At 43.4% G+C, this 17,948-nt stretch carries 15 protein-coding genes; 6 read left to right on the top strand and 9 right to left on the bottom strand.

Going from position 1 to position 17,948, the window contains the following annotated elements:
• Positions 1–20 precede the first annotated feature (20 nt).
• The gene (locus QWZ04_RS10275) at positions 21–173 is read left to right on the top strand and encodes a YoaH family protein (RefSeq protein WP_290327618.1); all 153 of its coding nucleotides are present in this window, start codon (positions 21–23) and stop codon (positions 171–173) included.
• 913 nt (positions 174–1,086) lie between these two features.
• Here QWZ04_RS10275 and QWZ04_RS10270 read toward each other — a convergent pair.
• The 4 genes from QWZ04_RS10270 to QWZ04_RS10255 all read right to left on the bottom strand — a co-directional run bounded on the left by QWZ04_RS10270 (position 1,087) and on the right by QWZ04_RS10255 (position 3,713).
• Entirely contained in the window at positions 1,087–1,476 is a 390-nt protein-coding gene (locus QWZ04_RS10270) for a hypothetical protein (protein ID WP_290327616.1), read from the bottom strand.
• Between the two features lie 484 nt (positions 1,477–1,960).
• Complete coding sequence (locus tag QWZ04_RS10265; RefSeq protein WP_290327614.1) at positions 1,961–2,800, bottom strand: isopenicillin N synthase family dioxygenase; 840 nt, start codon at positions 2,798–2,800, stop codon at positions 1,961–1,963.
• Between the two features lie 203 nt (positions 2,801–3,003).
• The gene (gene yciH, locus QWZ04_RS10260; protein WP_290327612.1) at positions 3,004–3,315 is read right to left on the bottom strand and encodes a stress response translation initiation inhibitor YciH; all 312 of its coding nucleotides are present in this window, start codon (positions 3,313–3,315) and stop codon (positions 3,004–3,006) included.
• A 35-nt stretch (positions 3,316–3,350) separates the two neighbouring features.
• The gene (locus tag QWZ04_RS10255; RefSeq protein WP_290327610.1) at positions 3,351–3,713 is read right to left on the bottom strand and encodes a DUF3319 domain-containing protein; all 363 of its coding nucleotides are present in this window, start codon (positions 3,711–3,713) and stop codon (positions 3,351–3,353) included.
• Positions 3,714–3,973: 260 nt separating this feature from the next.
• Between QWZ04_RS10255 and QWZ04_RS10250 the strand changes: the two genes are divergently transcribed.
• Positions 3,974–4,777, top strand: coding sequence for a tyrosine-type recombinase/integrase (locus QWZ04_RS10250; RefSeq protein ID WP_290327608.1), 804 nt, complete (start codon positions 3,974–3,976; stop codon positions 4,775–4,777).
• Here QWZ04_RS10250 and QWZ04_RS10245 read toward each other — a convergent pair.
• The gene (locus tag QWZ04_RS10245; RefSeq protein ID WP_290327606.1) at positions 4,774–5,769 is read right to left on the bottom strand and encodes a D-alanine--D-alanine ligase; all 996 of its coding nucleotides are present in this window, start codon (positions 5,767–5,769) and stop codon (positions 4,774–4,776) included. The two genes, QWZ04_RS10250 and QWZ04_RS10245, sit on opposite strands and share 4 nt — an antisense overlap.
• A gap of 172 nt (positions 5,770–5,941) precedes the next feature.
• The gene (locus tag QWZ04_RS10240; protein ID WP_290327604.1) at positions 5,942–6,526 is read right to left on the bottom strand and encodes an SPOR domain-containing protein; all 585 of its coding nucleotides are present in this window, start codon (positions 6,524–6,526) and stop codon (positions 5,942–5,944) included.
• A 218-nt stretch (positions 6,527–6,744) separates the two neighbouring features.
• On the opposite strand from QWZ04_RS10240, the gene QWZ04_RS10235 reads away from it, so the two are divergent.
• A complete protein-coding gene (locus QWZ04_RS10235; protein ID WP_290327602.1) occupies positions 6,745–9,426 on the top strand; it encodes a bifunctional acetate--CoA ligase family protein/GNAT family N-acetyltransferase in 2,682 nt (893 codons plus the stop codon).
• On the opposite strand, the gene QWZ04_RS10230 is transcribed toward QWZ04_RS10235, so the two are convergent.
• Complete coding sequence (locus QWZ04_RS10230) at positions 9,378–10,310, bottom strand: LysR family transcriptional regulator (RefSeq protein WP_290327600.1); 933 nt, start codon at positions 10,308–10,310, stop codon at positions 9,378–9,380. The two genes, QWZ04_RS10235 and QWZ04_RS10230, sit on opposite strands and share 49 nt — an antisense overlap.
• Before the next feature lie 748 nt (positions 10,311–11,058).
• Between QWZ04_RS10230 and QWZ04_RS10225 the strand changes: the two genes are divergently transcribed.
• From QWZ04_RS10225 to QWZ04_RS10215, 3 genes are read left to right on the top strand one after another with little or no spacing between them, the layout of a single operon-like run.
• Positions 11,059–11,808, top strand: a complete 750-nt coding sequence (locus tag QWZ04_RS10225; RefSeq protein WP_290327766.1) for a 5-oxoprolinase subunit PxpA — start codon at positions 11,059–11,061, stop codon at positions 11,806–11,808.
• Between the two features lie 2 nt (positions 11,809–11,810).
• On the top strand, positions 11,811–12,509 hold the full coding sequence (pxpB, locus tag QWZ04_RS10220; RefSeq protein WP_290327598.1) for a 5-oxoprolinase subunit PxpB: 699 nt from the start codon (positions 11,811–11,813) through the stop codon (positions 12,507–12,509).
• The gene (locus QWZ04_RS10215; protein ID WP_290327596.1) at positions 12,497–13,423 is read left to right on the top strand and encodes a 5-oxoprolinase subunit C family protein; all 927 of its coding nucleotides are present in this window, start codon (positions 12,497–12,499) and stop codon (positions 13,421–13,423) included. Before pxpB ends, QWZ04_RS10215 begins: the two co-directional genes overlap by 13 nt.
• Before the next feature lie 130 nt (positions 13,424–13,553).
• Here QWZ04_RS10215 and QWZ04_RS10210 read toward each other — a convergent pair whose 3' ends face one another.
• Entirely contained in the window at positions 13,554–14,612 is a 1,059-nt protein-coding gene (locus tag QWZ04_RS10210; RefSeq protein ID WP_290327594.1) for an efflux RND transporter periplasmic adaptor subunit, read from the bottom strand.
• Positions 14,609–17,929, bottom strand: a complete 3,321-nt coding sequence (locus tag QWZ04_RS10205; protein WP_290327592.1) for an efflux RND transporter permease subunit — start codon at positions 17,927–17,929, stop codon at positions 14,609–14,611. Before QWZ04_RS10205 ends, QWZ04_RS10210 begins: the two co-directional genes overlap by 4 nt.
• Positions 17,930–17,948 lie beyond the last annotated feature (19 nt).

Raw genomic sequence — 17,948 nt, 5'->3', positions numbered from 1 at the left:
CTCCAATTATGGAGGCCGACATGTTTCAAGATATAAGCTTATCTCACCAAGAACAGCAACTCGCAGTAGAGCGAATTCAAAAACTTATGGAAGAGGGCATGAGTACCGCCCAAGCCATCAAAGTCGTTGCTGAAGATATCCGCAAAGAACAAAGTGAAAGTAAAGAAGACTGATTTTTAGAAGCACCCAATAGGGTGCTTTTTTACATTTAGTGCACTATAACTAAACACCGCATACACGGACTGTAATTGAACTCTTTCTACCTCTCTACATAAACCCCCATCCTTTTGTTACCCAGAATGCAATAACCAAAGCTACGACGTCCATAAAATCAACTATTGGTCAGTGTGTACCAGAGAATAAAGAAGTGACAGTGCTAATGTGTGACAAGGTGAGCTAATTACTAAAGTGAGCACTTACTATCTAGTGAGATAAACTGCATTTGTATCTCTCTACTTTTAAAACAAAGACTTAGTAGTGTTTGTTTTGATGGTTGGATTAGCGTGAAGCATTATTCTACGGTACGAGTTAGCATAATCCTGTGGGGGATGCTTACTATCTCACACCAGAACTCAAACTTATACACAGGTTATTCATGAGCTGTAATTTTATTACGTAAAGTCTTCGACGAGGTTTTTTATATTGGATATAGTTAAATACGAGTTACGATGTAACTTTTCGTGTATTGAAATAGTAACGAGACGATGTGTTTTGGTATCGTTGGAGCCGATAAGGTGACAAGTGTACGTATTTGAGTGGGCAAGAAAAGAAGAAGTCCAGCTACTTATGTGGCGCTGGACTTAGGTATCAGTGGATCAATGAAAATTCAATTAAGGGGATGAACTTTTCATTGAAGATACAAATTAATGTACCCAATGTAAAAACGCACACCGTTAATAGTGAACGAAAATGAATTGGATGAGCCTATAATCACAGAATTATCAGCAAAGTGATGTGGGAACTTTGTAAGGGTATGTAATGAATTGTAGCGCTGGGATTTTCGGCTCGTTTCGACAACTTTGAGAATGTTAGCGAGCGCGTTTATGCATCGTTAGGTGGCTAACGTATGAATAACGACGGCCAATACTAATAAGTCGTAATTTTTGCGCCTTCAACGCTAGGCAGATCTCTATATTTAGAGCTGTCTCTGACATAAAAAGACTCATCTCCTAGAGATAAGGCAACTTCCTTACTGTAAATTAGAGGGAATAAATCTTCATAACGCCAGTTTTTGATGTCAAAGAGGAGGGGTACGTTTAGGCTGTTTACGTCTTTTTGACAAACTCTTAGGGCGACAAACCAATCCTTATAAATCGGAACTTGGCCGTTAGGAATCCTCATTGAACGGTCAATATCTACCGCCTGGCTAGCAATACGTTGGCAGGCGTTATTAGCTTGGTTATGGCTAGCTATGACGATAACTCCTCTTAAAAAGAACACAGCCATCAATATGGCAGAAATTTTTCTATAAGTCATAGTTTTACTAAGTTCTCTAAGTTATTGTTGCGTAAGATAATATAACATATTCAATGATAGGAAACTAAAACTAAGATCCCAAGAACAAATGCACGGCCAGAGACACTAAGCGAGTAATGCCGTTAGATTTAGTTACGGGGTAACTGTTGATTGTCATAATGCTCGTTGATTAAGCTTAAACCTTCGCAGCATCAATATTAGACCCTAAAGTGGAACGCAATGGTTAAGCTTAATAGTACATTTTAAAATAGGTCAAACCGGAGATTACTAAATTGCTCTTACAACCTCAGTGCGCATTATGTATATTATGTTAAATAAGGTATTGTAGTAATCGATTGGATCCCCAATCACTATCCCCCTATAACCCAACAAGCTACTTACGTAGGCTATTTAACTATAACCGGTATTTACCATAAAATAGCTAATAATCATTACTTTAATCAAAGATTAAGTCCTGACTATTAGCTGATGTCTGTAGCTATTCTTAGATCACGCCGAGTTCGCGTAAGCGTTCCATTAGATAGCTATCTGCTGTGTATTTTTCTGATAACACAACTTCTGGTTTTGGATGCAAAAACAATGGAAGAGAAATTCTCGATTGATCTTGTCGTCCACCGGTTGGATTTATCACGCGATGCGTTGTACTTGGGAAATATCCAGCAGACGCTTCCTGGAGCATATCGCCTATGTTGATGATCAAGTTGCCAAAATCACAAGGCACATCTAACCACTCACCGTCTTTACTCTTCACTTGCAGGCCTGGTTCATTTGCGGCTGGTAAGACAGTCAGTAAGTTAATATCTTCATGAGCGGCTGCTCGAATGGCGCCAGGCTCTTCTTCACCAGTCATCGGTGGATAATGAAGTACACGCAAGAGTGTTTTATCACTTTCTCTGATCATTTCAGATAACGAAACAGAGAATTTTTCCTGAATTTCCTTTGGTGCGTGAGTTTCTACCCAACCGAGGAGCTCTTGTGCAAATGCGTCGGCTCTTTGGTAATAGTCTAAGATCTGCTCTTTTAACTCTTCAGGAATTTGGCCCCAAGGATAAACATGGAAATATTCTTTAATGTCTTTTACGGAATGTCCTTTCGCAATCTCAGAAACACTTGGTGGAAAGTATCCATCCTGGGTTTCTGCGTTGAATCTGAATTCGTTTTTGCGCTCAGTCAAGAAGAACGCATGCCAATTTGAATAAATGGACTCTACGAGCTCCTTTGGCACAGGATGATTTTTGAGAACACCGAATCCGGTCTCTCTTAGTGATTTTACGAATTGCTCGGCGGCGTCAGCAGCAAGGTAATCGACAGTTTCCAATTTCATGACTTTACTTCTTATTATGATGTAGGTGTTGAAGTCGAAGTTTAAAATTGCGCGAGATGTAAATCAAATATTAATGAAATGTTTTTGTCTGACTGCGTCATTGTTGCTCAATAACTCTCACTATCAACACGATCAGTAACGAAAACCTGTTTTGGAATGATACAAAAAAGCCAAGCAGAACGCTTGGCTTTGAAACGAGGAATTTAGCCTCCGGCTAGTTTCACTGTGTGGCCTTTCTTTTCCAAGTGCGCTTTGATTTTGTCTCGAGCGTCACCTTGAATTTCAATGGTTCCATCTTTGACTGAACCACCACAACCACAAACCTTTTTAAGTTCAGCTGCCAGTAGTTTCAGAGGTGCATCATCTAAGTCTAACCCGGAGATAATACAAACCCCCTTGCCTTTTCGGCCTTTAGTTTGTCGTTGGACACGGACAACACCATCGCCTTTTGGACGTTCTTGTTTTGGTTCTTCTTGCTTAATTCTGCCGACATCAGTCGAATATACGAGGCTCATAAACTTCTTTTCTACTTGTTAGTCACTCAGGTATTTTAGCCTTTTCTAGCGGCCGCCGCCAAGTGAGCATCAATATGTTTTTGAATAGCCGCCTTGCCGCCCTTAATTAATCGTCCATTAAAGAAGCAATACCAAGCATTCGCAGCTCCGGTATCATTTTTTAAGCTATAACCGTTGTAGTTTTCTTCTGAACTACCACCAGAAGCTGGACGATTAGCAGCAAGAGACGAAAACTCTTTAGGGTCAATGAGGGACGCAGTATCACACCACCAATCAACGCTCTTTTTAACGGCAGCAAGATTGCCAGCTAACACTCTGTTCTTAATACGAACTTGCCAAATATCTGGATTAGCGTTAGATGACTGTATTGTATAACCACGATGCATTGTATTAGCCATTAGCATGCAACTCTTAGTTTATTGTTTCTACTAATAATAATTGTAAATTTGTGTTTATCAAGTAGAATTTGTTCAATTTATCTGGTTATAGTGCGCCAACTATGAAGAAAAACATCCCTCTGATCACAGATAAACAAAAACTTTATAAAAGTTGTCAAATATTCTCTCGGCCGATTAGTTTCAATGATTTGAACACCCTTACCCACGGGTTATATTCTAGTAACTCACTTAAGTCGATGGTGAACGATTGGAACCGCTTTGTGGAATTTTGCGCGTTAAAACAAGTACATTGCCTACCAGCATCTGTGTCAGCTGTTCGGATTTTTCTGGAAAGTGAAGCCAAGCAACGAAAGTACTCGTCGATTAGGCGCTATGCACTCACAATAGGTGCAATTCATCGTTTGCATTCTATTCCTGAGCCGACCAATCATCGAAAAATTAAGTTAACGCTTTCACAATTGCGTGTCGATAAATCTGGTGATGGCCGTAGTGCAAACGCATTTACCTGTGGTCATCTAGATTCTTTGTTTACGATACTAGGAAACTCATTAGACACGAAAGACATACGAGACTTGGCGATCTACTCGCTCATGTTTGAGTGCGCAATGAAGCGCTCCGAGCTGAAACACCTGACGAACAATGACATAGTTCACACCCAATCCGGTATACAGTTATTAATAGGTGATCAGCAATACGTACTGAGTGATAGGGCCAATGGAGTTTTATGTAAATGGCTGGAGCTCAACACGGTGGCTCCCGGAAATGTGTTTTGTCGTGTGGATAAGCATGGAAATCTATATCACGGGGCGCTGGATGACTCTTCAATATACCGAGTCTTTCGAAGAGCAAGTGATTTACTTGGCTTACCTAACGACCTTAAGTTTTCGGGTCAATCAACTCGCGTCGGTGCGGCACGTGAGTTAGCATCCCAAGGATACAATATTCAAGATATTAAGGATTTTGGGAGGTGGCTGAGCCCTGCTATGCCCGCCCAGTATCTAGGGCGGAAACGTAAAGCAGAACAAGAAATTATGAAGTTTACGTTAATTAAACCGTGGGATTAACTTAACGCTGAATCTATGGCTTCTTTAAGAAAGTCGCTAAACACAATACCATGATTAGATACCATTTTAGGGAACATAGAGATTGGAGTCATTCCTGGGAACGTATTCACTTCGTTCAGGTAAATATGCCCGTCTTCCGTCAAAAAGAAATCGATTCGTGACAAATCTTTCAGGTTCATTTGTTTGAAAACTTTATAAGCGAACTCTTTGATTTGGCCGAGTTGCTCATCAGTCAGATCTTTGGCTTCAATCTCGGTTAATGAGTGGCTATCAGAACTGTATTTTTCTTCGTAGCTATAGAACATGCCCTCAGGGGCTATGACTTCACCGGGCTTACTAATATTGAGCTCACCGTTGTACTCAAACCCAGCAACTTCTAATTCACGAGGCTTAACGGACTGTTCAATAAGTACTTGGTCTGAATAGCTAAATGCATTGGTAACCGCATCATCCAACTCTTGCTTTGAAGTGACACTGTAGCAACCAACAGATGAGCCTTGGCAAGCGGCCTTAACGAATACTTTGCCCCATTTATCGAATGCAGAATGCGCTTGCTTATGCGCCTCTTCGTTGTTTTCTGATAGGAACAGGTATGGAGTATTTGGGATGTTAAGTGCGTCATACCAAAGTTTGGAAGTGATTTTGTTGAAGCTATTGGTGCTTGCTTCTGGTCCGCAGCCTAGATATGGGATTTTTGCCAGTTCGAAAAGAGATTGAACGTCCCCTGTCTCTCCTGGGTAACCATGGATGCACGGCACGATATAATCGATCGGAAAATTGTGCTTGTCGCCTTTTAGGGCCGAATGGGCGATATCAAGTTCCGTTTTTTCACCGTTTTCTAAGCGCCAGTCTGTCTTGCTCATTTCAACACGAATAACGTTGAAGTGAGAAGTGAGAGACAGTTGTTGCTGCAAATAATTTGCAGAAATCAGCGATACTTCGTGTTCGCTAGAGCCACCACCACACAGCAGCAAGATGTTTTTTTGATTCATTGCGAGGTTCTTTCCATGAAAAAACATGATTGAAACCAGTTTATAGGTTTCAACATTGAGATTCAGTAAAAATCATGTCAAACAATTCTAATTTGAACGCGACTGATTACATACCCATCAAACAGACATAAAAAAGGGGCAAACGCCCCTTTCTCTTTTCGCTTAAACTCTGTTACTTCAACTTATTCATTGATGGATAATCAGAGTTCTTAATATCGTCGATGCTTTTAGCAAAAGGTTTTAGTTTTTGGAATTCTTTTGGCAACGTAGCAATCGCGGCTTTAGCTTCGGCTCTTGATGCGTAGTCTCCATAAAGAATTGTATACCAATTAGTGCCTTTAACTTGCTTGTAGTTGCCCCAGATCGGCTGCCCGTCAGGGAGTTTATCTGCAAAACCGTTCAGTTTGCTTTCGCGATCTAATGCGATAACTTGGATTGTATAGCCGTAACGCGGGCTCATTTTCATTTGCTTGTGAGTCGGCGGTACAATTTTAATTTTTTTCTTCGCAGTTTGAGGAGCAAGTTGAACCGGCTTTTGTTCCTGTACAACAGGCGCAGCTTTCGCTGTAGCTGCTGACTCAGAGGCCATCACCGACTCTTCTTTAATCATAGTCTCGCTTTTAGCCGTGATCGGCTGCGCGATAGTGTCTACCTTGTAGTCTTCTTTGTAAGACTCGCTAGTCACACCTTTTTCATACGTATCAGAGGCACACGCTGTTAAAAGAACGGATAGCCCTATAATGGTAATTTTTTTCATAAGTCACACGACGCTTAAATGAATTTCTGTCAAATCATGCCCATTGATCGTTCCAGAATCAAGTACATAGTCAGTAAATTCTAGACTATCTCGTGACTTATCCCACAATATTTTGTGATTATTACGAGTTATTGATCACATAGCGAAAATATGGGCAATTAGTGTTCGTTACTATTGCTTTAGACTGAGTAACTAACATCTCAGTGTAAGGGTAGATCATGAACAGTTTGAATAAGCTCCTAAAGCCTAATTCCATCGCCGTCGTCGGAGCATCTACTCAACCATATCGCTCCGGTGAAATTGTTATGAAGAACCTCCTCCAAGGTGGTTTTCAAGGCGCAATTTTACCTGTAACGCCAAAATACAAATCGGTCTGTGGTGTATATGCCTACGCGTCGATCGAACAGATGCCTATTACCCCTGACCTTGCGGTTTTGTGTACTCATGCCAGTCGTAATATCGAGATCTTTAACCAGCTTGCTGAGAAAGGCATCGGTGCGGTGATCATTCTTTCATCAGACATGCACAGGCTCGCTGAATCTGGCAATACTATCGAGCATGAGTGCTTGGCGATTGCAAAACGGCATGGCATTCGGATCTTGGGTCCAAATAGCCTAGGCATCATGCTGCCTTGGCAAAATATCAACGCATCGTTCTCGCCTGTGACAGCGTCACGTGGGAAGATCGCGTTTATCTCTCAGTCTGCGGCGGTTTGTACCACCATTTTGGATTGGGCCAATGATAAAGACATCGGCTTTTCAGCGTTCATTTCTTTGGGTAACGCCTCCGATATCGATTTTGCAGAGTTACTTGATTACCTATGTACAGACAGTAAAACCGATGCCATTTTGTTGTATGTCGATGCAATAAAAGATGCAAGGAGGTTTATTTCAGCTGCTAGAGCAGCAAGCCGTAACCGAAGAATATTAGTTTTGAAAAGTGGACGTACGCTGGCAGGCCAACAAGCTGCCCTACTGCACACTCGAGCCACACCAAGCCTTGATGTGATATATGATGCGGCGATACGCCGTTCGGGCATGTTGCGAGTTAACAATACACACGAATTGTTCGCCGCCGTAGAAACGTTGACACATTCCGTGCCACTTAGGGGCGAGCGACTAGCCATCATTACCAATGGCGGCGGCCCTGCAATCATGGCTGTCGATACTTTGCTTGAACGTGGTGGAAAGCTCGCAGAGCTGTCAGAAGGCGTCATCGCACAGTTAGATAAGCAGTTACCTGAAAGTTGGTCTGGCAGTAACCCAATCGATATGATTGGCGATGCCAGCAGTGCGCGTTATGTCGATTCAATTAATACCATATTGAACAGCGATGATTGTGACGCACTTCTTATCATGCACAGCCCATCTGCCATTGCTCATTCTACGCAAACTGCGCAAGCCATTATTGATTGCATTAAAAATCACCCGCGTCATCGTCATTTCAATATTTTGACCAATTGGTCTGGGGAACACACGACTCGGGAGGCCCGAAGCCTGTTCACTCACGCGGGAATTCCTACTTATCGAACGCCTGAAAGTGCCGTTGTGGCTTTCATGCACTTAGTTGAGTACAGACGAAACCAAAAACAGCTGATGGAAACGCCGGTATCTGTGGGGCAAATACAGGTTGAAGAAGTCAGCGAAGCAAAAGACTGGATAAATAAACAGTTGATTGAGGATCGCGTCATTTTAGACACTCACCAAAACGCACCATTGCTCAAGCACTATGGTTTTACGGTATTACCGACATGGATAGCCAGTGAGGTTAGCGAGGCGGTCCACATCGCAGAGGGCATTGGCTACCCTGTTGCTGTCAAAGTGAGATCTCCAGACATTGCACACAAATCAGATGTACATGGCGTCATGCTCAATTTGAGAAACAGCGTTGAAGTTGCTAATGCGGCGCAAGGAATTCTCGATCAGGTTTCTCTAACCTACCCATCTGCACGCATCCATGGCTTGTTAGTGCAAGGTATGGCGAGCCGAGCTGGTGGGCAGGAGATCCGCGTAAAAGTGCACAATGATGCTGTCTTTGGCCCGGTTATTATGCTTGGGCAAGGTGGCTCTGAGTGGAACGAGGCACTTGATGCTACCGTCGCTATCCCGCCGTTGAATACCACGCTTGCTCGCTACCTGATTATACGAGCGATCAAGGGAGGCAAGTTACGACCACAGCAATTGCCCAACCCGATGGACATTGAGGGGCTCAGTGACTTTTTAGTTAGGATCTCCCAGCTGGTGATTGATTGCCCTGAAATAGCAGAACTGGATATACATCCAGTACTGGCGAACGGAAACGAATTTACCATCATCGACGCAGACTTAACATTGCAACGTTATGATGGGCATGCTCACCAAAGATTGGCCATTAGGCCTTACCCTGTCGAATTTGAACAACACGTCGTCGCGAAAGACGGCAGTGACATATTACTGCGTCCTATTTTGCCAGAAGACGAGCCATTGCATGCAGACTTTATCTCGAGTGTATCCAAAGAAGATTTGTATAAGCGATTTTTCAGTGATGTAGGTGAATTTAACCATGAAGCGTTAGCCAACTTAACGCAAATTGATTACGACCGTGAGATGGCTTTTGTCGCAACTCAACAAAAGGATGGCCAGGAAATCATTATAGGCGTAGCACGCGCATTGGCTGATTCAGAAAATATTGATGCAGAGTTTGCTGTATTGATCCGCTCTGACCTAAAGGGGCTTGGTTTGGGCCGAGTCTTGATGGAAAAAGTCATTGATTACTGCCGTCAGCGTGGCACCAAGCAGCTGTCTGGAATGACAATGCCAACAAATCGTGGAATGCTGATGTTGGCACAGAAATTAGGTTTTGAGCTGGATGTTCAATTTGAAGATGGGGTCGCGGATATGAGGCTTCCTTTGAACGAATAGTCTAGCTTCCAATGTTCTTTCATGTATTGGATGCACCAGGACTTACTCTTACCCATTTTATTGCGTCGCCATGCTAATACGATATCTATGTCGGCGTATTCTGAATCCACGATTTTGGCCAGTACGCCCTGCTCTATTAGTTTGTCAGCAACATGAGTCGGAATGGTACCAATGCCAAGCCCAGCGACGAGTGCTTCTATTTTAGAATGGAAGCTTGTTACCGTTAATCGAGGTTGGTCGTCTAAGATATTTCGGCTCAACGTGGGCGTGTCTCTTGCGGTATCTGCAATAACGATGGCTCTGTATCGTTTCTTCGCTTCGAGGTCGAAATCGCCCTTACGCTTGTGTATGTAGTGATCTTTGGCGGCAACCCAGGTCATCGACATCTTACCAATGGTTTCTACTTTCATATCTTGAGGAACAGTTTCTGGTTTCGGGCAGATAAGCAAGTCAGAACGGTCGGAGATCAGTGATTCCCAACCACCGGCCAGTATTTCTTCCTGCAGTTTTACCCGTGTTTTTGAAATGGCACCTAAATGTTCAACGAGCGGAAAGAAACAGCTTATGGGAATGATACCGTCATGGGCTATTGTTAGGTCAAGCTCCCACCCATGAGCAAGGATATTTGCGTCAGAAACCATTTCCTGAGCAGCATTCAGTAATTCTCTACCTCTTTCAAGTAGAAGTTTTCCGGCTTCTGTAAAAACGGCTTTGTGGCCTGAACGGTCAAAGATGTTCAGATCCAATTCTTGTTCTAGCTTTTGAATTTGATACGTAAGAGAAGACGGCGCTCTATCCAATTCATTCGCTGCAGACGCAAAACTGCCACGTCTGTCTATGGCGTCTAGGATGTGCAGTGCTTCTAATGTGATTGGGCTATTCAATGAAACAATCCTGTAGCTTCGGGCAAGAAATACATAAAGTTGATAATGCGTTTATTGAATCATTAACACAAGAACTTGCTTAGTATCTGTGACCAAAATGTTTAAGTTTACATTGAGCGGTTTTGTACAGGCGATAAAAAAGCCAGCATAAGCTGACTTTTCTCTATTAAGTTCATAAAAAGTAAAATAAAAGTGAAATGAACTAAATGTATACAGTTATCTCTCTGCCATCTCTTTCTTTACCATTACCACTGCAGCAACGATAAAAGCGATGATTAGCGCGAGCTCCATGAGCATTCTCCACAATCGGTTGATTAACAACTTTAGTTAGAATAGTTAAAAAAATGTTTTTTAACCTCTAAAAATAAGCAACATATATATTCTAGCAGTTCCAATTGTTATAGGAAGTAACAAATCCAATTAATCGTAAAAATGTCGATTTAGATCAAAAAAGAGTCAGGACGGCTTCTTTTTAGACTTATTGCTTACAAGTATTTGTAATATCATTGGACGTGCGTGGCTGGCGTAAAGTGAACGTTTTGAGCGATTATCACTAAGGAAATGCATTAATTGGTCATTAGTCATTCAATCACTGAATGTTAGTTTAAACATGAAATTATGTCCAAAAACGTTGTTTTCGCAACAAGTATCATACTTTTAAGATCTTCGACTAATATTTATCTTGGTAAATGATTAAGCTCATAGTCATGAAGACGATGGAAGCAAGTGGGTTAAACATAAAGTGACGATCAACAAAGCAAGAATAAAACTTAACTGCGACATCGGCGAAAGCTTTGGTCAGTGGTCTATGGGAATGGATGAAGACGTAATGCCATGGGTTGATATGGCCAACATAGCCTGTGGATTTCATGCCTCTGACCCAGATATTATGGCGAAAACCCTCTTGTTAGCGAAACAGCACAATGTCATGATTGGCGCTCACCCAAGTTATCAAGACTTACAAGGGTTTGGCCGGCGAAGTATTCCCCTTTCTGATGATGAAATAACGCATTGTGTTATTTATCAAGTCGGTGCGCTAGTAGCGATGGCAAGAATGTACGACTGCAAAATCGAATACATTAAGCCCCACGGTGCCCTCTATAATGACATGATGAGTCGCGAGTCGGTATTCGTTGCCATCTTGGCTGCAGCGGAAAACTTTGGCCTCCCTGTTATGATTTTGGCGGGCGTGAATAACAACCGCTACTTAGACCTTGCCGATCAGTTCAATGTTCCTTTGTTGTTTGAAGCCTTTGCTGACCGAGCCTACCAAGATAACGGCCTACTTCTTCCTCGAACTCACCCGAAAGCGGTACATCATTTGCAAGATGACATATACCATCAAGTCATTCAACTCGCTCAGTATGGCAGTATCACGAGTATTAACGGCGCTAAGATCACACTTGAAGCTGACACCATCTGTGTTCATGGTGATAACGCCGACTCAATTGCGATGGTACAAAGAATCTCTCAAGGGCTAAAAAGCTTAGGAGGCTAGATGTGAAATCTTTTCGTATTGATCCTGTAGCAGAATGCAGTGTCATGGTTCAGCTTGGCGACCGTATTGATCCCAAGTTTTCTTTACACATTGGTCATATTGCCGACACCATTAGAATTGAATTGATGGATGTGATCATGAACGTCACGCCATCGTATGCCAACATACTTGTTGATTACCTGCCGTTTCTGATGTCAGAACAAGAGGTGATCGCTAGGCTTTCTTCTATCGTAAAAAGAGAGCTGGAATACCCCCCAACCCAACCTGCCCATCATATAGAAATTCCTGTTTACTACCATGAAAGCGTTGGACCTGATCTTAAGCGTTATCAACAAGAGCGGGGTCTGACAGAAGAAGAAGTTGTCGAGTTGCATTGTGGCCACCTTTATCACGTGTGTGCGATGGGTTTCGCGCCTGGCTTCGCTTTTTTGGCTGAAGTACCTAATGAGCTTGTTCTACCGAGGCACAGTACGCCTCGCTTGTCGGTGCCTGCTGGTAGTGTTGGCATTGCAGCAAACCAAACGGGCATTTATCCAGAAAGCTCGCCTGGAGGTTGGAATATCATTGGTAACTGTCCGATCCCGCTTTATAACCCTACAGGCGAAGTTATCAGCCCCTTTAGCATTGGCGATACCGTTTCTTTTTGTGCCATTGAAAGAGAAGAATTTGACGAATTGGGAGGCAAACTATGGGACTTATAGAAGTCATCAAACCTGGTCAATTAAGTCTTATTCATGATTTTGGTCGTTTCGGACATAGTCAGTTGGGATTAACCCAAGGCGGACCAATAGACGACTACGCCTACAGTTGGGCTAATTTCCTGCTTAAAAATGACAAAAACAGCGTCGTTATTGAGATTACGTTAGGGCAAGCTGCTTTTTTTATCCATCATGAATGCTTGCTTTCGATATGCGGAGGAGATTTACAGGCTAAGTTAGATGGTAAGCCAGTGTTAAATTGGTCATCTTTTGTTGCTAAGAAAGGTCAATTGCTGTCATTTTCGTTACCACGTAACGGACTTAGGTCCTATTTGGCGGTCAAAGGTGGGTTTGAAGCACCAGAACATTATGGAAGCTGCTCTACCGTTCAAAGAGACCAACTTGGTGGGCTTAACTGCGATGGACAAAGCTTAAATGCGGGAGACCTTATACCCTTTCACCAGCATGAAACCAAAGCTAAACAAAGGCACGTTACATTTAGGTTTACACCTGACTATAACTTACCATTGGTACTTCGCCTTATAGAGTCGTATCAAGCCGACACATTCAGTAATGCTGCAAAATCAACGCTGTATGAAAGTGAATACATGGTGAGTCAATCATCAAATCGTATGGGATATCGGCTTGAGGGCCCTGCGTTAGATACGCCTAAACAGAGCTGCCTTTCTGAAGGAATTGCTTTAGGTGCGGTTCAGATCCCTCCAGATGGGCATCCCATTATTTTGTTAAACGACAGGCAAACAATTGGTGGGTACCCAAAGATGGGTTGTGTTGCTCGCATCGACTTACCGCGCTTAGCACAAGCTAAGCCAGGGCAGAAAGTCTTTTTCACACAAGGGGATCGAGAGGGCTTGCAAAAGGTGTGGTGTAAGTGGGCAAGGTTCTTCGGATACTAGTAACGGGTTCTGACTTTTATAAGCTGACTGATTGCCCCTTAATGACAGCTAGGTAAAATAAAGCGTTCAGTTATTAAGATAACTGAACGCTTTTTGTTGCTATGGTATTTGTAAACTTCGTTAGCTGCTCTTAATTGATATCAAGTGGGTTTAGTATGATCACATCCCCTGCTTGTACCCCCTTTCGTACCATATTGTTGGCGGCTAGTTGTACTAGTTGGGTGCGAATAACCCCTTCCTTTATCACTTTGACGTAATCAAGTTGGCCGACTTGATAGACAGCCTCTTCAGGTAGTTGTAATGCCTGTAGAGCGCCACTCTGCACGGAAACCTTGCCGAAAACGCCGGGGTACACGTTGTCGATTCCCTCAAGTGCAATTTTTACCAAAAAGCTCCTAGAAGTGGTGTCAGCAGCCGGCGCAATTTCAACAACTTTACCTATGCCTGATTGCTTAAACGTGGGTAACTCGAAAGACAGTTCCGTGCCAATTTGAATATCACTAATTAAAGACTCAGAAATGTTTACCTCTAGTTGTAGCGTTTTCGGGTTATACAAGGTAACAAGTAGCATTCCCGGAGATGCGGTGTCTCCTTGGTTGATCGGCCTTGTTGTAATCACTCCATCAAACGGTGCGGTAATGATACTGAAACCAAAGGTCGCCTCTGCTTCACGAACGGCAGCCTGAGTTTGTTTGTATTTGGCTGTGGTGGTATCTAGTTGGCTTTTCACACGATCATATTCCGATTGAGGCAGCAGTTTCTTACTCACGAGTTCGGTCACTCGTTGATATTCTTTACGAGCCGCATTAAGTTGCGCTTGTGCAGAGGACAACCCCTGTTCCGACTGCATCACCCGCGCATCTAGATCATCACTTTCTAAGCGCATGAGTACATCATCCTTAGTGACATTGTCACCTGAATGGGCAAGTACTTCTGCTACTTTCGCTGTTAATCGGGCGGATAATGACGCTTTTTGGTCAGCAACTACAGTACCGGTAAATTGTCTGTGTTGATCATAAACTGACGACTGCAATTCAATGGTTGTTAATGCGGAAATCTCATGATCAGACAGCTTAGATGGTGCTTCCTGTGTACCAAGCTTCGGCGTAAAGAAGCCCGCCATATAAAGAAACAACACACCGAGTATTGAGAACAGCGCTATACCTAACGTTAGTTTTGATGATTTCATGCTTCTTCCTCCTTGTGTACTGGTAAACCATGGCCTTCAACGTTTTGGTACGCTAAATGGTAAACTATGGGTATAACGGCTAGTGTGAATACCGTTGATGCGGTAATACCGAATATGATTGACCACGCAAGACCATTAAAAATCGGGTCTAGTGTTATCACAATGTTTCCTAGCAATGTGGTGCCTGCTGTTAATAGAATAGGCCTCATTCTTACCGCTCCAGCTTCAATAAGGGCATCTTGAAGTTTTTGCCCTTCCGCTAGAGACTGATGAATAAATTCAATCAATACCAGAGAATTACGAACCACTATTCCGGCAAGTGCTATCATGCCAATCATTGCAGTCGCGGTGAACAAAGCAGGGTTTGGGTAACCGTTAATATCAATGCCCATCATGTTAAGTACCCAAAACCCGGGCATGATACCAATGACTGTTAACGGAATGGCCAACATGATGATGCCAGAAACCGCTGGTAGCCCAGTTTGAATCAACATGACAATGAACACACCAAGCAACGCTGCGCCATAGGCAATTCCGAGATCCCTAAATACATCTACGGTGATTTTCCACTCGCCCTCACCTGACCAGACGACGTCTATGTCTTTGCCGACGCTCCAGCCATCGCCAGCGCCATTGTTAAAATAGGTGCGATCTGATGTTGGAATTCGTTCATCGCTAGGCGGTGTATCTTGGTCAGATAATACATCAGCAATGATTTCGCCCGGAACTCGGCCTACACTTTCTGCGTATACATAGACCACTGGTTTTAAATTCTTATGGTAAATCGGCTGATCTAAGTCTCGTTTTTCAAATCGCCCCAATTCAGATATTTGAACCAAAGGTTGTGGTGTATCTTCTAGTGCACCATTCACTGAAACTTTAGTGATACCAGCTTGACCACGGACGTAAAGCGCCAATAGGCTATCCAATCTATCTCGCTCATTTGATGGCAACCTAACACTGACTGGCAGTGGCTCTAGTTCTCGTTCAGCTTTTAGATTGGCAAGCACGAAACCTTGGTTAGCAGCCGAAATGGTTCGGTTGATGTCTGCAACGGAAATACCCGACAGTGCGGCTTTTTCGCGGTCGACCACAAATTGCCAGACTTGACTGTCCCCTTGTACTGAGCTGTCGACTTCCGATACAAACTCTTCTCGTTTGAGCCTATCAACGACAACTTGTGCTTGTTGCTGAAGGCGTTCATAGCTTGTGGTTTCTTTGCCGTACACTTCGGCGGTCAGGGTTGCAATTACTGGTGGGCCTGGAGGCACTTCAACTAATTGGATATGAGCTCCATATTGTTGTGCGATAGTTTCAAGATCAGTCCGCAATCTTGTAACAATTTCATGAGACTGCATGTCCCTTCGGTCTTTCTCTGCTAATACAATTCGCAATTCACCTTGGCTAGGCTGGCTTCGCATAAAATAGTGGCGAACCATACCGTTGAAATCCATCGGAGATGCAAGGCCTGAGAACGCAGACACAGACTCCACTTCTGGCACCTCTACTAAGAAAGAAGAGAAATCACGCAAAGCATTCGATGTACTGACAAAACTACTGTTGTCTGGCATATCAAGTACCAGTTGGAATTCATTTTTGTTGTCGTAAGGCAATAGCTTCAATGGCACCTGCCTCATTGCGGGTAACATGGCGGCCGAGACAAATAGAAGTGCGACCACACCCAAAAACATCCAGCTTTTTTTACGGCTTGCGAGTAGTGGTGTTAAGCCCTTTTTGTAGACTTTATATAAGAAAGTCGTTTGGACATTGTATTCGCCTTGATCTTGGGCTGACCTCAGAATTTTCTTAGCAAGCCAAGGAGTAATCATAAACGCAACGATCGTACTAAATACCACACTGATCGGCACATTGAACGCTAACGGCGCCATATATGGTCCCATCATTCCTGTAATGAAGAACATTGGCGTAAATACGATAACGATCGCAACGGTCGACATTAACAGCGCGCTGCGTATCTCGGCCATTGCCAAGACAATCGCCTTTGTACGGCTGAGGTCTTTACGTTTTAAGTAACGTTCAATGTTGTCAATACTTGCAATCGGATCATCCACAATCAGGCCAAGCGCTAAAATGAGAGCAAACAGGGTCACGCGGTTGATGGAGTAGCCAAACGCTAAGTCCATACCCAACGCTGCACCATAGCTAATAGGTATCGCGATACCCACGACCAACGCACTTCGCCAGTTTAGAAACAATCCAACAAAAACGACCACCGTTAGAATTGAAATGCCCAAGCTAGATACTAAGTTAGACACTTTGTCATCGGCGGTTTGTCCGTAATTACGGATAATATCGATTTCGACGCCGTCAGGTAATTGTTCACCTTTTAGTGTATCGAGTTCAGCTAACACATCTTTTGCCACTGAGACGGCATTCGAGCCCTTCTGTTTGGCGACAGATAGGAATACTGCAGGGTGAGTGTCGCTTACTTGCCCACTGGCAGAACCTTTTTGATACCAAGTATCATTTTCTGCTTCGCTCGGCCCATCGGTGATGGTTGCGACATCTCGTAAGTAAACCGGTTTGCCGTTCACTACGTTGACGACTAACGAACCAAGCTCTGACGCATCACTAAAAAATTGGCCGGATTCGAGATGGAACACGTTGCCTGCTTGATGCGTGATGCCTGCGTTCTGTTTTTGATGGCTGAGCTGAAAGGCATTCTGCAGGTCATCAATAGTGGTCATCCGGCTTGCCATTGCACTTGGGTCGAGTGCGACTTCTATGACACGTGGTTGCCCGCCGAATACTTTTACTATATTGGTACTATCGAGTGCCTTTAAGCGTTGAGTGGCTTGTTGCGCGATACGGCGTAATTCAAAGGTAGAAATGCCGTCTGGCTTGGTTGAATACAGTGAGGCTACAACAATCGGGACGTCGTCTATTTCGACTGGTTTGATGGCCCAATTTGTCACCGACGGCGGGATCTTATCTTGATTCGAATAGATCTTGTTGTATAGCTTGATCAAAGCACCTTCGCGGCTTTCACCAACATAATAGCGCACGATGACTTGGGCACCATTTTCCATTGACGAAGAATAGACATCTTCTACGCCATCTATTTGGCTTAGCAGCTTTTCTAGTGGCTCAGTGACTTGCTTTTCAACTTGTTTGGCACTTAAACCGGGCGCTTGAATCAGCACATCGGCCATTGGCACAATGATCTGAGGATCTTCTTCTTTCGGTGTTAACCATAAAGAGATGCCACCAACAACAAGGGCTAATACAATGAGTATGGGTGGGAAATAGCTGTTCATGACTTTATGAACAAATCCCTGATTAGTTGCGTGTTTCATTTTGCCTCCTTGCGATGTT

The organism is Vibrio tapetis subsp. quintayensis (genome assembly GCF_030409945.1).
GTDB classification, from domain to species: Bacteria; Pseudomonadota; Gammaproteobacteria; order Enterobacterales; family Vibrionaceae; genus Vibrio; species Vibrio quintayensis.
This window is presented reverse-complemented; position numbering and strand designations above follow the sequence as displayed.

Coding starts and splice junctions, on each gene's coding strand:
- QWZ04_RS10235 (WP_290327602.1), top strand. CDS start 6,745: ATGAACAGTTTGAATAAGCTCCTAAAGCCTAATTCCATCGCCGTCGTC.
- QWZ04_RS10275 (WP_290327618.1), top strand. CDS start 21: ATGTTTCAAGATATAAGCTTATCTCACCAAGAACAGCAACTCGCAGTA.
- QWZ04_RS10245 (WP_290327606.1), bottom strand. CDS start 5,769: ATGAATCAAAAAAACATCTTGCTGCTGTGTGGTGGTGGCTCTAGCGAA.
- QWZ04_RS10255 (WP_290327610.1), bottom strand. CDS start 3,713: ATGGCTAATACAATGCATCGTGGTTATACAATACAGTCATCTAACGCT.
- QWZ04_RS10240 (WP_290327604.1), bottom strand. CDS start 6,526: ATGAAAAAAATTACCATTATAGGGCTATCCGTTCTTTTAACAGCGTGT.
- QWZ04_RS10210 (WP_290327594.1), bottom strand. CDS start 14,612: ATGAAATCATCAAAACTAACGTTAGGTATAGCGCTGTTCTCAATACTC.
- QWZ04_RS10215 (WP_290327596.1), top strand. CDS start 12,497: ATGGGACTTATAGAAGTCATCAAACCTGGTCAATTAAGTCTTATTCAT.
- QWZ04_RS10265 (WP_290327614.1), bottom strand. CDS start 2,800: ATGAAATTGGAAACTGTCGATTACCTTGCTGCTGACGCCGCCGAGCAA.
- QWZ04_RS10205 (WP_290327592.1), bottom strand. CDS start 17,929: ATGAAACACGCAACTAATCAGGGATTTGTTCATAAAGTCATGAACAGC.
- QWZ04_RS10270 (WP_290327616.1), bottom strand. CDS start 1,476: ATGACTTATAGAAAAATTTCTGCCATATTGATGGCTGTGTTCTTTTTA.
- yciH (WP_290327612.1), bottom strand. CDS start 3,315: ATGAGCCTCGTATATTCGACTGATGTCGGCAGAATTAAGCAAGAAGAA.